Annotated in this window: 12 protein-coding genes; 6 read left to right on the forward strand and 6 right to left on the reverse strand. The window is 59.1% G+C overall.

Going from position 1 to position 16,095, the window contains the following annotated elements; all coding sequences use genetic code 11:
• Position 1 precedes the first annotated feature (1 nt).
• On the forward strand, positions 2-1,708 hold the full coding sequence (locus ACP7BO_RS17870; RefSeq protein ID WP_426211840.1) for an FAD-dependent oxidoreductase: 1,707 nt from the start codon (positions 2-4) through the stop codon (positions 1,706-1,708).
• Positions 1,709-1,888: 180 nt separating this feature from the next.
• Positions 1,889-4,570 (forward strand): autotransporter outer membrane beta-barrel domain-containing protein, encoded by a 2,682-nt coding sequence (locus ACP7BO_RS17875; protein ID WP_426211842.1) that lies wholly within the window; start codon positions 1,889-1,891, stop codon positions 4,568-4,570.
• 101 nt (positions 4,571-4,671) lie between these two features.
• Here the strand turns inward: ACP7BO_RS17875 and catA are convergent, their stop codons facing one another.
• From catA to ACP7BO_RS17890, 3 genes are read right to left on the reverse strand one after another with little or no spacing between them, the layout of a single operon-like run.
• Positions 4,672-5,601, reverse strand: coding sequence for a catechol 1,2-dioxygenase (gene catA, locus ACP7BO_RS17880; RefSeq protein WP_426211844.1), 930 nt, complete (start codon positions 5,599-5,601; stop codon positions 4,672-4,674).
• A 51-nt stretch (positions 5,602-5,652) separates the two neighbouring features.
• Complete coding sequence (gene catC, locus ACP7BO_RS17885; protein WP_060693427.1) at positions 5,653-5,943, reverse strand: muconolactone Delta-isomerase; 291 nt, start codon at positions 5,941-5,943, stop codon at positions 5,653-5,655.
• A gap of 10 nt (positions 5,944-5,953) precedes the next feature.
• Positions 5,954-7,102: a muconate cycloisomerase family protein gene (locus ACP7BO_RS17890; protein WP_426211846.1), complete on the reverse strand. Its 1,149-nt coding sequence runs from the start codon at positions 7,100-7,102 to the stop codon at positions 5,954-5,956.
• Between the two features lie 124 nt (positions 7,103-7,226).
• Here ACP7BO_RS17890 and ACP7BO_RS17895 point away from each other — a divergent pair, with 124 nt between their 5' ends.
• The 4 genes from ACP7BO_RS17895 (at position 7,227) to ACP7BO_RS17910 (ending at position 10,990) form a co-directional block, all read left to right on the forward strand.
• On the forward strand, positions 7,227-8,111 hold the full coding sequence (locus ACP7BO_RS17895) for a LysR family transcriptional regulator (protein ID WP_060693430.1): 885 nt from the start codon (positions 7,227-7,229) through the stop codon (positions 8,109-8,111).
• 383 nt (positions 8,112-8,494) lie between these two features.
• Positions 8,495-10,351, forward strand: a complete 1,857-nt coding sequence (locus tag ACP7BO_RS17900; protein WP_426211848.1) for an L-tyrosine/L-tryptophan isonitrile synthase family protein — start codon at positions 8,495-8,497, stop codon at positions 10,349-10,351.
• Positions 10,352-10,546: 195 nt separating this feature from the next.
• The gene (locus ACP7BO_RS17905) at positions 10,547-10,825 is read left to right on the forward strand and encodes a hypothetical protein (RefSeq protein WP_397454179.1); all 279 of its coding nucleotides are present in this window, start codon (positions 10,547-10,549) and stop codon (positions 10,823-10,825) included.
• A 57-nt stretch (positions 10,826-10,882) separates the two neighbouring features.
• Positions 10,883-10,990: a hypothetical protein gene (locus ACP7BO_RS17910; RefSeq protein ID WP_426212079.1), complete on the forward strand. Its 108-nt coding sequence runs from the start codon at positions 10,883-10,885 to the stop codon at positions 10,988-10,990.
• Here the strand turns inward: ACP7BO_RS17910 and ACP7BO_RS17915 are convergent.
• From ACP7BO_RS17915 to ACP7BO_RS17925, 3 genes are all read right to left on the reverse strand, one after another.
• Positions 10,954-11,406 (reverse strand): MlaA family lipoprotein, encoded by a 453-nt coding sequence (locus ACP7BO_RS17915; RefSeq protein ID WP_426211850.1) that lies wholly within the window; start codon positions 11,404-11,406, stop codon positions 10,954-10,956. The two genes, ACP7BO_RS17910 and ACP7BO_RS17915, sit on opposite strands and share 37 nt — an antisense overlap.
• A gap of 163 nt (positions 11,407-11,569) precedes the next feature.
• Entirely contained in the window at positions 11,570-12,964 is a 1,395-nt protein-coding gene (locus ACP7BO_RS17920; RefSeq protein WP_426211852.1) for an efflux transporter outer membrane subunit, read from the reverse strand.
• On the reverse strand, positions 12,961-16,095 hold the full coding sequence (locus ACP7BO_RS17925) for an efflux RND transporter permease subunit (RefSeq protein WP_426211854.1): 3,135 nt from the start codon (positions 16,093-16,095) through the stop codon (positions 12,961-12,963). The genes ACP7BO_RS17920 and ACP7BO_RS17925 overlap by 4 nt, the downstream gene beginning before the upstream one ends.

The following is a 16,095-nucleotide window of genomic DNA, read 5'->3' on the forward strand; positions in this document are numbered from 1 at the left end:
TATGCAAAATAACCAGCCAATGTTCTGTGATGTCCTGGTCGTAGGTTCCGGCGCTTCGGGCCTGGCAGCTGCGGTCACCGCCGCCGAACTCGGACTCGACGTTATCGTCGCAGAAAAAGAACCGGTATTTGGGGGGACCAGCGCGTGGTCGGGCGGCTGGTTGTGGATTCCTCGCAACCCGCTGGCCGTGGCTGACGGGATAGTTGAAGAGCTTGAGCAGTCCAGGACCTATTTGCGCAATGAGCTGCATTGCGAGGTGCTTGACTCTCGCATGGAGATGTTCCTTGAACAGGGCCCGCAAATGGTCGAGTTCTTCCAGCGCCATACCGACGTGCAGTTTTTCTCCGGCAGCCAAATGCCTGATTTTCATGCCAGCGAAGGGTTCTCCAAAGGCGGTCGCTCGGTCTGCGCACAACCGTTCGATGGTCGGCGACTGGGCCCCTGGATTAAAAAACTGCGGCGCCCGCTGGATATCATCAGCCTGGCCGGAATGGGCATTGCAGGCGGTGCCGATCTCAATCATCTGCTCAATGCCCGGCGCTCCCCGGCCTCAGCCCTGTATACCGCCAGGCGCTTGCTGCGCCATGCCCGCGACCTGATCAGCCATGGGCGGGGCATGCACTTGGTAAATGGCAATGCACTGGTGGCGCGACTGCTCAAGAGCGCGGTGGATCGCAAGGTCCGGCTGCTGACCGATACGCCGGTGCGCGGGCTGCTTCGCGAGGGTGAACGGGTAGTCGGAGCACGGGTGGAGCGGTCCGGAAAATTGTTTGAAATCCGTGCACGACGTGGCGTGGTACTGGCCTGCGGCGGATTCCCCCATGATCAACAGCGGATCGCCCGCCTCTTTCCCCATGCGCCTGATGGCACCGAGCATTTAAGCGCGGCCCCCAAAGGCAATACCGGCGATGGCCTGCGCCTGGGTGAAAGTGTCGGCGCGGGTATTGCACAGGACATGCCCCATGCCGCCGCGTGGGCCCCGGTGTCTCGGGTACCGCGCGCCGATGGCGGATTCAGTGGCTTTCCCCATTTGATGGAGCGCGCAAAACCCGGGTTCATTGCCGTGCGTCAGGATGGCCGGCGCTTCGTTAACGAGGCCGATTCCTACCACGACTATATGTGTGCCGTGTTCAATGGCACCGGGCCCGGGCAAACGACCACCTCATGGCTTGTCTGCGATCACCGTGCGCAACGCCGTTATGGGCTGGGCTGGTCAAAGCCCTTTCCGTTCCCCACGGCGCCGTATGTTCGCCAGGGCTATCTGTTCAAGGACGCAACCCTGGCAGGTCTGGCGCAGCAATGCGCGATTGATGAGACACAGTTGCAAGCCACGGTCAGCACCTTCAATGAATACGCAGAGAAAGGCTGCGATCCGTTTTTTCAGCGTGGAAAGTCGCTGTACAACCGCGCTCAAGGAGAGTCGCGGCATACGCCCAACCCTTCGCTCGGCAGCTTGCGCCATGGGCCTTTCTACGCGGTGAAGCTGGTGCCCGGCAGCCTCGGCACTTTCGCCGGGCTCAATACCGATGCTTGTGCCCGGGTGCTGGATAATCATGGCCGGCCCATGCCGGGCTTGTTCGCAGTGGGCAATGACATGAACAGCATCATGCAGGGCTATTACCCCAGCGGAGGCATCACCCTCGGGCCCGGTATGACGTTTGGCTACATCGCAGGAAAAACACTCGCCAGTCAGGCAGACGGGGGATAGGCAGGCAAGGATTGAAGCGCGAGGCGCCAGGCAACAGAGCGGTGAACGGCGCTGCAAGTCGCACCCACCACCGGGCATTAATATCCGTTAGTTACACCCGCTATAGCCAATTGGCAGACCCGGTTAATTGCCTCCCCGAGAACCTTGAGCTAGAGATTAAACATCTTTTAACAAAAAAAAATGAGAAGCCTTATGCGCCCGGAACGAATCTTGCCCAAATCTCGTGTTCTTGGCATAGGGGTCCTTTCCCTGCTCAGTCTTGCCCCGCAGCAGGCTCAGGCGGCTTGCGTACTCAGTACCGGGCCCGGCGTTGACAACTATGTCTGCGACAGTGGCAGCAGCCCCACCGGTCTCACGGATACGGTCGGCAATGTCACTCTGACGCTGCCCGCCGGCGGTACCGGCATCATCAACGGCAACATCGTGACCGGACCGGGCTCCGATGTGGTCGACATGAACTCCGGGCGCATTGTCGGTACCGTGACTCAGAGCGACGGCCCCGACCGCTTCAGCATCAGTGCCGGTACGGTCACGGGCGCCGTGTCCCAGGGCAACGGCATCGACGACTTCGTGATGACCGGCGGGCAAATTCAGTCCCTGGCCCAGGGCGACGGCCGGGACACGTTCCTGATGACCGCGGGCACCATCGTCGGGGCGTTCGAGGACGGTGATGTAGCGAAGCAGACCGGCGGCACCATTGGCCGGGTCGACATGAAACTGGACAAGAACATCTATGACATGTCCGGCGGAACGATCCTCGGCAATCTGGTGACCGGCTTTGATCGCGACACCATCATTGTTTCCGGCGGCACCATCGGCGGCAATATCAGCACCAGCGGCGGAGACGACAGCATTACCGTGAGCGGCGGCGTGATCAACGGCGAGATTCGCGCCAGCGTCGGCAACGACACCTTGAACTGGATCAATGGCGGTCAGATCAAATCCGCCGTGCTGATGGGCGACGGCAACGACACCGCACTGCTCAGCGGCCTGAACGAAAGCCTGCTCAGCAGCACCCCGTCCATCGATGGCGGGCAGGGCAATGACCAACTGACCTTCGATCACACCACCTCCGGCAACGCCGCCCGTTACATCGGCTGGGAAACAGTCAATCTCAACAACAATTCGCACTTCGACCTGGCCGGGGATTTTTACCTCGGTGACAGCGCCAGCAACAGCGGGACATTTTCCATCGACAACAGCAGCGTACTCGCCGTGACCCAAGGCAGCATCCGCCCCTATACAGCCGGCCAGCTGGCCACCCTGAACAACGCCGGGATAATCGACATGACCACCGGCAGCAACAGCGCCACCGACACGCTGACGGTGCACGGCAACTATGTCGGCAACAATGGCCAGTTGTGGTTGCAAACGGTGCTCGGGGATGACACCTCGGCCACGGACAAACTGGTGGTGTCTGACGGCACTATCAGCGGCAATACCCAATTGGCCGTGACCAACCTCGGCGGTCTTGGCGGCCTCACCCAGAGCAACGGGATCGAAGTGGTGCAGGCACTCAACGGTGCCACCAGCAGCACCGACGCCTTTGCCCTCAAAGGCTCGCTGTCTGCGGGGGCCTATCAGTACTACCTGTTCAAGGGCGGGGTCACCGCCGGCTCGGAAAACAACTGGTACCTGCGCTCCTCCGTGGTGGCCGTAGAGCCTCCGGTGGTAGCACCTGTACCGCCCGTGCCACCGGTGGTGGTACCGATCCCGCCGACGCCCACCGTGCCACCGCCGTCCACGCCTGACGAGCCTGTGGTCGAACCACCGACGCCGCAGCCCGTGGCACCGGTTACGCCCCCTGCGCCACCGCCGACCCAGGTGCCCGCAGAAATTTCACCGGAACCGGCCGCCACCACCCCGCCGCTGCCAACGGCAGTCGCCGGGGCCGCTCCGATCCCGTTGTATCGCCTCGAAGTACCGGTGTACTCGGTCGTGGTGCCGGCTGCGCAATTGCTGACCCTGCAAGCCCTGGGCACCTTCCATGACCGCCAGGGCGAACAGAGCCTGCTGAGCGAAACCGGTGCAGTTGCGGCAGGCTGGGGCCGGGTGTACGGCAGTGACTTCAACAAGAGCTGGAGCGGCACGGTATCGCCGAGTTTCGACGGCTCGATCAAGGGCTATCAAGTCGGTCATGACCTTTACGCCTGGCAAACCAATGGCGGGCAGATTCAGCGCCTGGGCCTGTTCGTCGGCCAGAGCCGCTTGCAGGGTGACGTCAAAGGCTTTGCCGAGGGCTTCCAGGGCCGCCGCTCGGGCCAGGTCAGTCTCGATGGCGACAACCTGGGCGCCTACTGGACCCTGACCGATCCCAAGGATGGCTGGTACGTGGACCTGGTGGCCATGGGCACCCGCCTGGACGGCGATAACAAATCCGAGCGCGGGGTGAAGATGAACAACAGGGGCCATGCCCTGGCGTTGTCCGCCGAAGCCGGCTATCCAATAGCAATCTCCGAACACTGGGTGGTGGAGCCACAGGTCCAGGTGATCAACCAGCAGATCGACATGGACAGCCAGAACGATGGCATTTCCAAAGTTTCATATGACTCCCAGGACTACTGGACCGGCCGCCTGGGCGCACGTCTCAAGGGCCGCTATCTGGTGCAAAACACACCGGTTGAACCCTACCTGCGCGCCAACGCCTGGCACACCTTCGGCGGCAGCGACACGGTTACCTACGATGACGTTGACCGGATCAAGAGCGACCACAAATCCTCCTCCGCCGACCTGGGGGTCGGGGTGGTGGCGCGATTGTCTTCGACGGTGAGTGTGTACCTGGCGGCGGATTACAACACCAACCTGGACACCAATACCCTGGCGGGTGTCAGTGGTAACGCGGGGGTCAGGCTCAGCTGGTGATGCAGTCTCGCCCTGGCGGATTTTCACTGCGGACCACAACGCAAAAAGCCACGGGATAAACCTGAGGTTTATCCCGTGGCCCGGCCCGGCTTTTGAGGTGATCAGTCCTCTAGCGCGCGAACCCGCTCCTGGCGTTGCTGCTCTTGCGGCTGGGCCGAGGACTGCAAGGTGAAATCGAATTCGATTTCGGCAAACCTGCCGCTGACGCCATGCTCTGCGGCGCGCTGCTGGTCATCGCTGAAACTGATTTTGGCGATCAGCTCGTCACGGGTGGCGTAGGCAAAATCGTCATGCAGGTACTGATCACCGTCGAGGTTGATCTGAGTGGTGAGGTGGCGATGATCCGGCGCAGAAATAAAGAAGTGGATATGCGCAGGACGCTGGCCATGGCGGCCCAGTTGATCGAGCAGGTGCTGGGTCGGACCGTCCGGCGGGCAGCCATAGCCTGACGGCACGATGCTGCGAAAACGATAACGGCCTTGGGCATCGGTGACGATTCGCCGACGCAGGTTGAACTCGGACTGACTGGCATCGAAATAGGAATAAGTTCCGCCCGTGTTGGCGTGCCACACATCGACCACGGCTCCTGCCAGGGGCTCGCCGGCGGTGTTTTTGACCTGGCCTTGCATGAACAGCTGAACGCCCGGGTCGAGGCCGTCATCCAGTCGTGCTTCGAAGTTGGACAGTGGCGCACCCGCTACATACAGCGGGCCTTCGATGGTGCGCGGGGTGCCGCCGGATTTGCCGGCCTGCTTGTCTTCGGCGTCCATCAACAGGTCCAGGTAATGCTCAAGCCCAAGGCCTGCCACCAGCAACCCGGCTTCCTGGCGCGAGCCCAGCACGTTCAGGTAGTTCACGGCTTTCCAGAACTCTTGCGGAGTCACGGCAAGGTCTTCGATGATGGTTACCGAGTCCCGCAGGATACGGCTGACCAGCGCTTTGACCCGCGGGTCGCCCGCATCGTTGTGCAGGCCGCTGGCCTCGTCGAGAAATTTCTGGGCGCTGGCAGTATGGGAAATCTTGGCGTTCATGGTGCTTCCTCATCTTGTAATTATTAGCCTGACCAACCCGGCAGGCAGGACTCAGCTGTCGTCCTCACGGATGGACGAAGGATGGCGGCACATGGCGTTGACCTCGATCGCCATATACGGATACAGCGGTAGCTGCATAAGGAGGTCGTGCAACTCCTGGACGCTGTCGACATCGAACACGCTGTAGTTGGCATAGAGCCCGGCAATGCGCCACAGGTGACGCCACTTGCCCTGCTCCTGCAGGCGTTGCGCCAGGGCTTTTTCGTCAGCCTTGAGCCGGGCAGCGGCTTGCGGGTTCATGTCGACTGGCAGGTTCACGGTCATTTTTACGTGGAACAGCATGCGGCGCTCCTTAGACTGGATGGATGGCAGTGGACGTTTTGTCGCGACGGAAAAACGCCAGGCGCTCTTCATCGAGGGTCAGGCCCAGGCCCGGGGTATGTGGAACGTGAAGCTCGAAATCGCGGTACACCAGCGGCTCGCTGAGAATGTCTTCGGTCAGCAACAACGGCCCGAACAGCTCGGTGTCCCAGGCCAGCCTGTCAAGGGTGATAAAGGCATGGGCTGAAGCCAGAGTACCGATACCGCCTTCCAGCATGGTGCCACCGTACAGGCTGATACCCGCGGCCTGCGCAATGGCTGCGGTTCGCAGCACGGCCCGGGGGCCGCCGTTTTTGGCGATCTTGAGGGCGAAAATGGAAGCCGCCCCTTCACGTGCCAGATTAAATGCATCCTCCACCGATTCGATGGATTCGTCAGCCATGATCGGCGCCGGGCTCATGGCGTTAAGGCGCACCATGCCCGTGCGGTTGTTGCGCGAGATAGGCTGCTCGATCAGGTCGATCCCGTTAGCCCCCAAAATCCGGCACGCGCGCAAAGCAACAGATTCGTCCCAGGCCTGATTGACATCGACCCGAACGCTGGCGCGATCACCCAAGGCTTTTTTGATGGCAATCACGTGTGCCAGATCGCGGCTGACTTCACCGGCGCCAATTTTCAGCTTGAAGATGCGATGACGGCGCAGGTCGAGCATTATTTCTGCTTCGGCGATGTCTTTTGCGGTGTCGCCACTGGCCAGGGTCCACGCCACCGGCAGCGCATCACGGACCCGCCCGCCCAGCAGTTCACTGACCGCCAGGCCCAGGCGCTTGCCCTGGGCATCGAGCAGCGCCGTTTCAATACCTGATTTGGCAAAGGTATTGCCACGGATGCTGCGTTCCAACCGCAGCATGGCGCCATTCACATTGCTGCTGTCCTGACCCAGCAGCAGTGGCGCGAAGTGACAGTCGATGTTGGTTTTGATGCTGTCCGGACTTTCGTTGCCGTAGGCCAGGCCACCGATGGTGGTAGATTCGCCAATCCCTTCAATACCGTCGGCGCAACGCACACGAATCAGGACCAGGGTCTGGTTCTGCATCGTGTGCATCGCCAGTTTGTGCGGGCGTATGGTCGGCAAATCGACAATGATCGTCTCGATCGATTCAATGGCTGTTGCAAGCATGTCTATACCCGTCAGGTTCTTGAAATTCTGGTACTGATTCTGGTGCGCCTTTTTTCGCGATACCAATATAGAATTGGTCTAGCTTGATACCTGTAGGGTATGAAAACTGCTTCTGGAGACTCCGATGGAATTGCGTCATTTGCGGTATTTTCAGGTGGTGGCTCAAACGCTCAACTTCACCCGGGCGGCCGAGTTGCTGCACATTGCCCAGCCGCCGCTGAGCCGTCAGATCCAGCAACTGGAGGACGAGCTGGGGGTGTTGCTGCTCGAACGTAGTCGGCCGCTGAAGCTCACCGATGCCGGGCGGTTTTTTTACGAGCACAGCACTGCCCTGCTCGAACAATTGAACAAGGTTTGCGATAACACCCGACGCATCGGCTCAGGTGAAAAAACCTGGCTGGGTATCGGCTTTGCGCCGTCGACCCTGTATGGCGTGCTGCCGGAGCTGATTCGCCGCCTGCGCAGTGGCAAGTCTGTGGAGCTCGAACTCGGGCTTTCGGAAATGACCACGTTGCAGCAGGTACAAGCGCTCAAGGCCGGGCGCATTGACATAGGTTTCGGCCGTATCCACATCGCCGACCCGGCCATCGTCCAGACCGTACTCACCGAAGACCGCCTGGTCGCAGCCCTGCCTGCCGGGCATAGACTGCTGGCAGGCCCCATCAGCCTGCGTGAACTGGCGAAGGAGCCCTTCGTGCTGTACCCGGTGAACCCGCGGCCCAGTTATGCCGACCATGTGATAGCGCTGTTCGACTCCTATGGCGTCAACATCCATGTCGCGCAATGGACCAACGAATTGCAGACTGCCATCGGCCTGGTGGGCGCGGGCATGGGGGTGACCCTGGTACCGGCCTCGGTGCAATTGCTGCACCGCGACGACATCGGGTTTACCCCGTTGCTGGAAGACAACGCGACCTCGCCGATCATCCTCAGCCAGCGGGTTGGCGACGTATCGCCCGGGCTCAACCATTGCTTGCAGGTGATTGATGAACTGCTGCCGCGGACCTGATGCGGCGCACTCCGGGGTATGGAGGGAGGATGCAATTGAGCGCTGCCGGTTACCTTTACCTGCCTGACCAACGCCTCTGAGCATCCTGGCCCGAAGGCACATGCCATTGCAGAGATGCTCAATTACTCAGAAGACGCAATAGGATCTTTTGCGAAATAACTTATTACCCCATGAGCCCGAAGAATAAATGTTCTAACAGCTCCACTTTCTTTAAAGAGACAACGAAATCAGACAATTCTTAAAACTCCCCCCTACAGCCTAATACTGCGAACGACCGAAAGCGGGACGCCGTTTTTTAGGATGATTCTCAACGCAATGTGTACTCCCATGCGGCAAGATTAAGAATCTACAACATTTAAATATCAAGGAAGAGTCAAGATCTCATGAACACTTGCGCCTTAAAACCCCTGTCCGACACCCTGTTAGGTATTCTGTATGAAACGCTCCTGCTAAATAGAAAACCCTCCACTTATGGCGCTACACTTCTCAAACAGCAAGTGTCGAAAAGTGTGACTGACAATGAGCCTTTACGCTTTCTTCTGCCGGCGTTTCCCAGTAAAAGCAGCAGCCCGGAAAAATGCCTTTCCAATAAACTGGATATGACAGAGTGGGCGGCAGTCAAAAAAATAGTGTCGACCATCCGACAAATAGAAGAACGGTATGCACCCGGTGTCGAGTTTATTATTTTCTCGGACTTTCACACGTTCTCAAATTATATATCGGTCGCCCCCGAGAGTTATTATGACTACCACAAAGACCTGAAGGCCATTGTCAGCGAATTTAATTGCGAGGGAGCGTTACACGTCAAGTCTTTATCCGACTACGAAGATTTTGCCTCCTACCCCGATGCTGAGCAGAGCGAGGTTTTAAGAATACGCTACGGTGATGGCGAATACGAAAGTGCTTTGGACAGCCGGATTGCCAACGACAGCGATACCCATAAAAAATATATCGCGTTGAAAAGATTCATCACCGACGACCTCAAACAGGCGAACCAGGGGCTGAGCAATACCCAAAGAAACAAGAAGATGTCAGATTTTACCCGCGGCATGATGATCCAGGGCGTAGCACTGGATCGCTTCCTTGTTAAAATCTTCCCGCAGCACATACGCCTGAGCATTCATCACCACCCTGATGAGAGCGCAAAACATACCGTCCAGTTCTTTGACCGCGCAACATTCAAGACCCCCTGGCATAACTGCATGACGTTTGTATCGCGTACCGGAGAATATCGGGTCGACAAACTCAGACTGGTGACCCTGAAAGAAGAGGACAGCAACAGCGTTATTGTTCCGGTCTATTTTGATACCCACAAATGGCTGTTACTGGATTTGCCTGTGTCCGGCGCGAACGCCAGAGAAGCGTTAAAAACCCTGAAGTTCTCTTTGTATAAAAGAAACTGCGGCCTGCTGATCGAAAGCACTGAAAAAGAACTGGACATCTCTTTATTTGACAACAGCGCCATCAGCCACCTGTTAAGCGAGTTCGGCCTGTTAGTCTTCCGTGGTTTCACCCCATTCGAAAGCATTGACCGTCTTGAATCATGGTATTCACAGCGCGGGCGCTTCCTTCAATGGAACTTTGGTGCCACCCACGTTGTGAAAGCAGAGCGTGAAGGCGACTCGTATAGTTCTTCTGTTAAATCACAGGAAGCATTGCCCTTTCACTGGGATATGCCCTCCCCTCCTCCTTACATGGACATAGATCAAACCATCCATCAATACCATGAGTACACGCCAAAAGAATTTTTATTGTACTGCCATAAAAATGCAACCCTGGAAGGCGGGCTGAGCACCCTGATTGATTGTACGATGGCGCCCCTTACCCTCCACGGAAACAAGAGAAAAGCGCTGCGCGAAACCACCTTGTCTTATCAAGTGAAGCTTTCATATTTTGGCGGCATAGAAAGAAACTACCCCCTGATCATGGAGGCACCCGGAACCCACAAAGAAGTTCTGCGCTGGTGGCAAATGTGGGATGAAGAAAATAACCCCGGTGGTGTGCAGTTTAATTATTCCAGAATCCTGGAGTCGTCCACTTATACTGACATGAGTGCACTGGAACACGAGTTGACCAGCCTCTCCCTGCAGGCGGCCAATCATTTCGCTGTTGAGTTTCAGACCGGCGATATCACTTTAATCAACAACCACACCATGCTGCATGGTCGAACTGCCTTTAAAGGTCACCGTGAGCTTTGGCGCATTCAGCTACAGCCGGAACACCGGGCCAACACCCAATAACACCAGCGGGCAATACGCCGATAGTGGGCGCCGGAGCGCCCGTGTCGGTCGCCAGGCCTTTTGCGCTCATCCCCGGGCCAGGGGAGCAGATGTTACTCCGGGCAGGCAACGCTTTGCGGGGCGGGTGGCTGGACTTGATGTGAGAAGCGCTTAACATGTCGCGCTCAATACGCCCCTTCAAGGAAGACGCTACTCATGAACAAGGCGCTCTACTCGCTTCGCCTGGCGGCCTCACTCCCGCTCTACGCCGTCGCTATCCTGATATGGATCGAAGTTACAAAAACCATAATCAAGTCTGCAGTGCTGGTGTTTACCGTGTACTTGACATCCTATCGATTCGGAGAGGTGCTGGGCGTCTGGATATTTTGCGTACTCGCGGCAGTCATTGCCTACGGCGTGTGGTTGCTTGGAAGGTACGTGCGGACCTCACACTTCAGAACCAAACCAAAGCCCTCGTCGACCGATCTGCCTTGATCTCGGCACCTGCCGCCCTGCAACAGCGCCCTGAGGTTCATTGGTTCAGATGGCGAGATCCGTGGCGCAGAGTTTGAGCAGGCGGCCCGATGCAACAGAGCGACCTGTCGCCAGCCGTGTATGTCAGATCAACAACTCCCACAGGCAATTGCAGCTTCATTCTGATCCTGGCTCGATGGCACGACCCGCATTTGCAGATAAACACTTCGAATAAAGTTGTATTTATCGCCAGTGATGAGCTTCTCGGCTTTTAAATATTGAGCGCGTCCGTCGATTATGCTGACGCCGTACAGGCTGTTACGCGTCGGGACGTCGGCGATGTAACGAACGGGGTTGGCGTAGGCGTCGGGCAGCATGGCTGGCGCATCGCGAAGATTGTTAGCCAGATTTTTGACCTCCCCCAGATTATTGAAGAAGTCATGCACGCCGTCTTGAGCAATGCGCGGAGTGACGAATTGATACCCCCGGGCAAGTGGCTTCAGCGCGTACGTATCCAGCCTGTCATTGAATGCAAAGACAGGCCGGTTAAAACTTTCCCATGGATCCACGTCGGCATCCGCACGGCAAAGCGGTGAAATCATGATGAAACAGGCGCAGGCCTGTGCCTAGATACAACGGCTGAAATTGGAACGACAGGCACACATGTTTATTCCCCATTGGATGATGTAAACCGATTTGAGACGCGCAAGACGTTTCAGCACTGCGGTTATGTGTGCACGTGGAAGAGCCATTTCGTATAAGTCATTAATTCCAGCCGCCCCCCAACACTTTGTACAACATGATGCGGTTACTCTGCTCGGTCAGGCGCAGGGTAATCAGGTCCTGCTGTGCGCTGTAGAGAGAGCGTTGCGCATCCAGCGCTTCGAGGTAGCTTTGCGATCCGCCGCGATACAAGGCATCCGAGAGCTCGTAGCTTTTGCGGCTGGCGTCGGTCAGCGCCTGTTGCGCGGCGATACGCCGATCCAGGGTGCTGCGCACGGCCAGCGCGTCGGCCACTTCACGGAACGCGGTCTGCAGGGTTTGCTGGTAGGTCTGCACCTGAATCTCGCGTTCGACCTTGGCCGAATCCAGGGTCGCGCGGTTACTTCCCGCGTCAAAAATCGGCACGCTGATGCTCGGGGCAAAGGTCCAGGCGCCACTGCCGGATTTGAAAAGACCGGCTAGCGCCGAGCTGGACGAGCCCGCGTTGGCGGTCAGGCTTATACTGGGATAAAACGCCGCACGGGCCGCGCCAATGTCGATATTGGCGGACTTGAGGGTGTGTTCCGCCGCGAGCACATCCGGGCGCTGTTGCAGCACGCTGGAGGGCAGTCCCGCCGGTATGTCCACCAGCGCCGCCGACGATTCCAGGTGCGTACCCGGCAAAAGTGCCTCGGGCAGGTCACTGCCTACCAGCAGGCGCAAGGCATTGCGATCCTGCAGAATCTGGCTCTCGTAAGTCGCCACATCGCCCCGCGCCGACTCGACCGTGGTCTGGGCTTGCGCCACGGCCAGGGCGGCGGAACCGCCCAATACATAACTACGCTGGGTCAGGTCGTAAGAGGCCAGCTGGCTGGTCAGTGTTTGCCGGGCCAGCAGCAGCCGTTCATTGTCGGCGGCCAGGGTCAGCCAGGCGGTGCCCACTTCGGCCACCAGACTGATTTGCGTGCTGCGTCGGGTTTCGCTCAGCGCCAGGTAATCTTCCAGCGCCTCGTCCCGAAGGTTGCGTACCCGGCCAAACACATCCAGTTCATAACTGCTCAGCCCCAATTGCGCACTGTAATCGTGGGTAGTGGCCGCCGTGCCGGAGCTGGACAGCGACCCCGGCGTACGGCTATGGGTGCCGCTGACGCTCGTATCAAGGGTGGGAAACAGATCTGCACGCTTGATGCGGTACTGCGCCCGGGCCTTTTCAACATTCAGGCTGGCCAGGCGCAAGTCGCGGTTATTGGCCAGCGCCAGCGCCTGCAATTGCACCAGGCGGCTGTCGGTAAAGAACTGCTGCCATTTGATATCAGCGCTCACCTGCCCTTTGGGCAGGCTGACCGCCGCCAGCCATTGCCCGGCGACAGGTGCTTCAGGACGCTCATACGGCGGTGCCAGATTAACGCAGCCGCCCAGGGCCATGACGGCCAGCAAAGGCCAGTGTGACTTGATCATGCATCACCTGTAGGGGCAGATGGGTCAGCGCTGCGCACGCGGCCAAAACGGCGGCGGATCAGCACAAAAAACAGCGGTACAAAGAAGATCCCCAGCACCGTGGCGCTTAACATACCGCCCAGTACTCCGGTACCGATGGCCCGGCGCCCGGCGGAGCCTGCGCCGGTACTCAGGGCCAGCGGCAACACCCCGAACATGAATGCCAGGGACGTCATCAGGATCGGCCGCAGACGTTGACGAACCGCGATCAGCGTCGCGTCGATCACGCTGTTGCCCTGCTCTTGCAGGTGCTTGGCGAACTCAACGATCAGGATCGCGTTTTTCGCGGCCAGGCCCACAGTGGTCAACAGCCCCACCTGGAAATACACGTCGTTGCTCAAGCCGGCAACGCGGGTCGCCAGTACGGCACCGATCACCCCCAGGGGCACCACCAGAATCACCGAGAACGGCACCGACCAACTCTCGTAGAGCGCGGCCAGGCACAGGAATACAAACAATACGGAGATTGCATAGAGCAGCGGGGCCTGGGACCCGGACAGCCGCAGCTGATAGGACTGCCCGGTCCATTCGTAACCGATGCCCTGGGGCAATTTACGGACGATGGCTTCCACCGCCTCCATCGCGTCCCCGGAACTCACCCCGGGTGCGGGGTCACCCACAATTTCCAGGGAGGCGTTACCGTTGTAGCGCTCCAGCAAGGGTGAACCGTAACTCCAGGTGCTGCTGGCAAACGATGAAAACGGCACCATCTCACTGTTACTGTTGCGCACAAACCAGTGATCAAGGTCCGCGGCCTGCATGCGCGAGGATGCCTGGCCCTGTACATAGACTTTTTTCACCCGGCCTTGGTTGAGAAAGTCATTCACATAGGTGCCGCCCAACGCCGTCGACAAGGTGCTGTTGATATCGCTGGTACTCAGGCTCAGGGCTCCGGCCTTGCGATCGTCAATGCTGACCTTGAGCTGCGGTGCATCGTCCAGGCCGTTGCTGCGAACCCCCAGCAAGCGTGGATCTTTTCTGGCCAGCTCAAGAAACTGTTCACGGGCCGCCACCAACGCATCATGGCCCAGGCCACCGAGGTCCTTGAGTTGCAGGTCGAACCCCGAGCTCTGGCCCAGACCGCGAACAGTCGGAGGTTGCATGACGAACGCATCGGCATCACCGATGCTGGCCAGTGCCATGGTCGCCCGCTGGGCAATGGCCGCCCCGCTCTGGCCGGGGCCAGTGCGTTGGGCCCAGTCCTTGAGGCGAATAAACGCCCGCGCGGTGTTCTGGCTGTTCCCCCCCATGCCCAACCCGCTGATGCTGATCATCGCGTCGACTTCGGGCTGTTTCAGGATGTAGTCCTCGAACTGCTTGATCACGGCCTGCGTGCGGCTGTCCGTGGCCCCTACCGGCAACTGGATCTGTGCCAGGAGGATCCCTTGGTCTTCGTCCGGCAGGAACGAAGTGGCCAGGCTCATGTAGCCCGCCGCCATGACCGCCAGCACCAGCCCATAGAGCAGCAGGCTGCGCCCCCAACGCTGCAACACCACACCCACCCAGCGCTCGTATCCGGCACTGGCGCGCTCAAAGGTGCGGTTGAACCCGCCGAAGAACCCGTGCTGAGCGGCATGCCCCTGACCGTCGCGGGTTTTGAGCAACGATGCGCAGAGCGCGGGTGTCAGGGTCATCGCCACCAGCACCGACAGCACCATGGCCGAAACAATGGTCACCGAAAACTGCCGATAGATAATCCCGGTGGAGCCCCCGAAAAACGCCATGGGAACAAACACCGCGCTCAACACCAGAGTGATGCCGACCAGGGCGCTGCTGATTTCACCCATCGATTGGCGCGTGGCTGCCACGGGCGATAGCCCCTCGCCCATCAGCCGCTCAACGTTTTCCACCACCACAATGGCGTCGTCCACCAGCAAGCCGATCGCCAGGACCATGGCAAACATGGTCAAGGTGTTGATCGAGTAGCCAAACATTGCCAACACGCCGAACGTGCCCAGCAACACCACCGGTACGGTGATCGCCGGGATCAGCGTCGCCCGCAGGTTTTGCAGGAACACAAACATGATCAACACCACCAGCACGATGGCCTCGCCCAAGGCCTTGACCACTTCCTCGATGGACAGGCTGACAAACGGCGTGGTGTCGTAGGCAATCACATTGTTGAGCTGCATCTGTGTCGGGTAGAACGGCTCCATCTCTTTGAGCCTGGCCTTGACCGCCTGACCGACGCTCAGCGCATTGGCGCCTGCCGCCAGCTGCACACCCATGGCCGCGGCGGGCTTGCCGTTGAGGGCGGTGCTGATGTCGTAGCTGTCACTGCCCAGCTCCAGGGTCGCGATATCGCCCAGCAGTACCACGGCACCATCGCTGCTGGCCTTGACCACCACATTGCGAAACTCTTCAACGGTCTGCAGTTTGCTGCGGGCGCTGATCGTGGCGTTCAACTGTTGCCCCTTGATCGCCGGCAAGGCTCCGAGCTGCCCGGCGGAGACCTCGGTGTTCTGCGCCTCCAGGGCACTGCTGACATCCGAAGGCATCAGTGCGTATTTCTCCAGCAGGGCCGGGTCCAGCCAGATCCGCATGGCGTAGCCTGAGCCCAGGGTCTGCACATCGCCAACGCCGTCGATGCGGCTGATGGAGTCCAGCAAGGTGGTGGATATGTAGTCGCCGATCTGAGTGCCGGTAACACCGGGGTCATCCGATGCGAGGGCGACAATCATCAGGAAGTCCGAGCCGCCCTTGGTCACGGTCAGGCCTTCACTCTGGACGGATTGCGGCAGCCTCGACTCGGCTTGTTGCAGCTTGTTCTGCACCTGCATCTGAGCGACATCCGGGTCGGTCCCGGCGCTAAAGGTCAAACTGATGCTGGCACTGCCTGCCGAGCTGCTGGTGGCCGACATATAGGTCAGGTTATCCAGGCCTTTCATCTGTTGTTCGATCACCTGGGTGACCGAGTCTTCAACGGTCTTGGCCGAGGCCCCGGTGTAAGTGGCGGAAATCTTCACCGTGGGCGGTGCGATGTCCGGGTACTGTTCCAGCGGCAACTGGCTGATGGACAGGCCGCCAGCGAGCATGATCACGATGGCGATGACCCAGGCGAAAATCGGTCGATCAATAAAAAAATGCGCCAC

This window comes from Pseudomonas sp. TWR2-1-1, assembly GCF_049897045.1.
Taxonomy (GTDB): Bacteria; Pseudomonadota; Gammaproteobacteria; order Pseudomonadales; family Pseudomonadaceae; genus Aquipseudomonas; species Aquipseudomonas versuta.